The organism is Fulvivirga sp., assembly GCF_040220315.1.
Lineage (GTDB): Bacteria > Bacteroidota > Bacteroidia > Cytophagales > Cyclobacteriaceae > Fulvivirga.
The window spans coordinates 1-3,502 of the sequence record NZ_JAVJUY010000220.1; the positions used below are offsets into that span (position 1 = coordinate 1).

Consider the following 3,502-nt stretch of genomic DNA (forward strand, 5'->3'; position numbering starts at 1 on the left):
CTTCCGGAATCCTGGCAGCCAGGTTAAAAGAGTTGAAGAGCCTTGGTGTATATTGTTTATGTCCCTGCATATATAAATATAACACATAGCTCATTAATTATCAATACTTTTTTAATGAACTTGAGTTGTGCAACAGACACATTCGCTAGCACGAATGCGCCAAACTGCCTCTTTGCTGGTTTTAGTGCAAACTTCACCATGAATCAGCCGCTGGGAAATGTTGGTGCTTTCTACGGGGCTTGGCTCGCAGGATTTTTTCTTTCTGAACGCAGTGGTTATCTGATACTTTGGATGCACCGGCAGATTTCACTATTTTGCTGTCATTAGCCAGTCGGACGCACACGGCGTTAGCAAACATTAAAAACTATAAGAAACCACTTGTCAATTCAGTTGATCTCAATCGTAGTCCAGAAGTAGTTTTCGACTACCTCTGTGACCTTAAAAACGAACTACTTTGGAACCCAGACATGCTCTTAGCTGAGCAACTTACAGAAGGGGAAGTAGGGGAAGGGACTCGTATTCTGTGCCAATGGAAGGGTGGCCCTAAATTAGAATGCACCTATACTAAGTTTGAACGCCCACATTACTGGGAAGCCTACGCAGCGAGCAATAAAATGGATGTGGCGTTCAAGTGTGAAGTTAAGCCAACTGAGAATGGAGCCAAGATAACTGCTTCAATGACGTTACTACCTAAGGGACTTTTTCGCATTATGGGACCATTCCTTCGAATGGCATTCCAAAAAGAAGAGGAAAAGAACATGGAAAAGATCAAGAGGGCCGTTGAAAACCTAAACAATTAAGAGAATGATAAATGGCAGGAGCATTGAGTTCCACAAAACGACTTGCTAACACTATGTAAAATGCATTAAAAAGTATTATACATTAAACGTTAGCCTCAATTATGGAAAAGAAAAAACAAGAACGGTTAAAAGCGATAAAATGACCAAAGGATTAAAAATAGTATTGACAATAGGACTCATTATTTTCTTTCAACAATTTGTAAAATCACAGGGAAATCAAAATCAACAGTTTTTACAAAAAGCAGGTGTTTTGGATAGTCTCTATTCCAAAATATTAGACGAGTCAAGAAATATTTATGTGCAATTGCCTGCCAGTTATACCCCTGAGAAAAGTCAAAAATACCCTGTAGTCTATATTTTAGATGGAGAAATGTTTCTTCCTACAGTAAATAATGTGCAAAATTATTATAGCGGTGGTTTTACACCGGAAATGGTACTGGTCGGTATCTCGAATGATAAAAATAGAGTAAGAGACCTAACCACTTCTACCATAACCACGAAATATGGCATGCCTTTCAATGAAAAAAATGGAGAGGCGGACAATTTCAGGAAGTTCATTGAGAAAGAACTGATTCCTTTTATAGAAAACAAATATCCGGTTACCAATTATAGAACACTCATTGGTCATTCTTATGGAGGATTATTTACTATCTACACACTGATTAATCAACCCAATTTATTTGCGAATTATTTAGCCATTGACCCAAGCCTGGATTGGGACAACCAAAAACTATTGAAAGACGCGCAAGAAATAATTACTAACCAGAAATATGAAAACAAAGCTTTATTTATGTCACTAAGCGGACAATTGCATCTGCAGAACTCACAAATAACCACAGACAATGTAATGCAGGACACAACAGATTTCACTTTGTTCGCCCGTTCGAATATTGCCTTTTCAAATATGGTAAGACAAAATGCTAAAAACGGATTGTCTTTTGAATGGAAATTTTACCCCAGAGATATACATGGTACAATTCCTTTTCCATCTATCATGGACGGATTAATTTCACTTTTTGAATGGTACCAAATGGAAAATACTGATAAAATAAATTCATTTGACACCCCCAAGGACGAACTTTTTAGCATAATAAAATACAGGGAACAGAAACTCAAAGAACATTTCGGCTATTCTGAACCACCTTATCCGGAAGAACTTTTAAATATGTCAGGTTATATGAATATGGACATGCAACAACCTGAAAAAGCGAAAATATACTTTGAACTTGCCACTGAGTATTATCCTGAAAGCGCAAATGCTTATGATTCTATGGCTGAATACTATGAAGCACAAGGCGACTTTGCTAATTCAATTAAATATATAACTAAGGCTTTTGAATTAAGTGGTAACGATGTCTACAAGAAAAGAATCGAGGAACTTAAAAGGAAATAACTGAGGCTAAACATTTTGTATAAGTAATGGCATAAAAAGTGCAGAAATTAAGGTTTGAAGCCCGCTCTAACTGCCTAGCAATTTGACAGGAAACTACCACGCAATCTCCCACTACTAATTTACCGTTATATTTCATACCCTTCTGGAAGCATAAACTTCAACATTTAGACAGTTTTTCATTACTAATTACTGTACAACTTCTGATCTAACTCCAGAAAAGGAAAAAATATAAAGAAAGACTAAACGGCTCTCAACATCGACTATAGCACATGGCCTAATGTAATTCTTCGCATAAGCCTGTAAAACTTTACCACAAAACCTGCCCTGAGAAAAGGAGGGGGCATCTGAACTGGCCTCTGCTCAGGAGCCATTGACTTGTGAAATCGCAGTATGCTTCTGACAGATACCAGGTATAGCAGATTTTGCTATTTTGCGGTAAAATCCTGAGTAAAACCACGCGCTATTGGTTAATTAAAAAAGCTGTCGTACCAAAATATTATGACTAAGAAAAAAAAGATTTTAATAGCGAGAATCCTTCTGTTCGGTGGGACAGCTATTTCCTTGTTCTTTGTACCATGGCTTTTGGTTAAGGCATGGATACTGCCGCTACCGGATACGGTTCAAGAACAGTTAGATGAGGCCATTGAACACGGATTTGACGGTGTGATTGCTTACGTAGACCAGGCTGGTCAACCACCTCAGTATTTGGCGTCCGGATGGCATGATCGCGAAGCTAAGATACCTGCGAACCCCCATGACATGTTCAAAATTGCCAGTATCAGCAAGCTGTATGATGCCGTGGCGGTCACCAAATTGGTAAGTGATGGACGCCTGTCTTTGGATAAAACAATTGCAGATTATTTACCGGAACTTTCGGATAAAATCGAAAACTCAGATAAAATTACCTTGAGGTTGATGATACAGCATCGAAGTGGAATTCCCAATTTTACGGATGCTCCTGTTTTTTGGGCGGCTCCGACCGAGACTTTTGAGGAAAGTCTGGCATTGATTCAGGGCAAGCCGGCCAACTTTGAACCTGGTGAGGACTATGAATATTGTAATACGAATTATCTCTTGATCAACAAGATCATGGATGATGTACTGGGTTATGGTAATTTTCAATTTATTCAGGAGGAAATACTAAATCCGCTCAGTCTTAACCACACCTTCAGTTCGGTAAGTGAAGTAAATATAGAGGATGTCATGAGTGGCTATCATGTAGGATATCCTCATGACTTGAAAACAAACGATTTTGGCATGCATGCTACAGCGGAGGATGTGGGTACATTCCTGAGGGCGTTAAACGATG

The 3,502-nt window shown here is 38.7% G+C and carries 3 protein-coding genes; all 3 read left to right on the forward strand.

The genetic code is table 11. The features are described 5' to 3' along the window. The first annotated feature begins 287 nt into the window (after positions 1–287). On the forward strand, positions 288–800 hold the full coding sequence (locus RLO81_RS10740) for an SRPBCC family protein (protein WP_350111276.1): 513 nt from the start codon (positions 288–290) through the stop codon (positions 798–800). Between the two features lie 139 nt (positions 801–939). Continuing rightward, on the forward strand, positions 940–2,193 hold the full coding sequence (locus RLO81_RS10745) for an alpha/beta hydrolase-fold protein (protein WP_350111279.1): 1,254 nt from the start codon (positions 940–942) through the stop codon (positions 2,191–2,193). Positions 2,194–2,691: 498 nt separating this feature from the next. Next, positions 2,692–3,502 (forward strand): serine hydrolase domain-containing protein (locus tag RLO81_RS10750; protein ID WP_350111282.1); only part of this gene is annotated, 811 nt, incomplete at its 3' end.

What these genes read in the sequence shown, in the direction of transcription:
- RLO81_RS10745 (WP_350111279.1), top strand. Translation starts at nt 940, where the DNA reads ATGACCAAAGGATTAAAAATAGTATTGACAATAGGACTCATTATTTTC.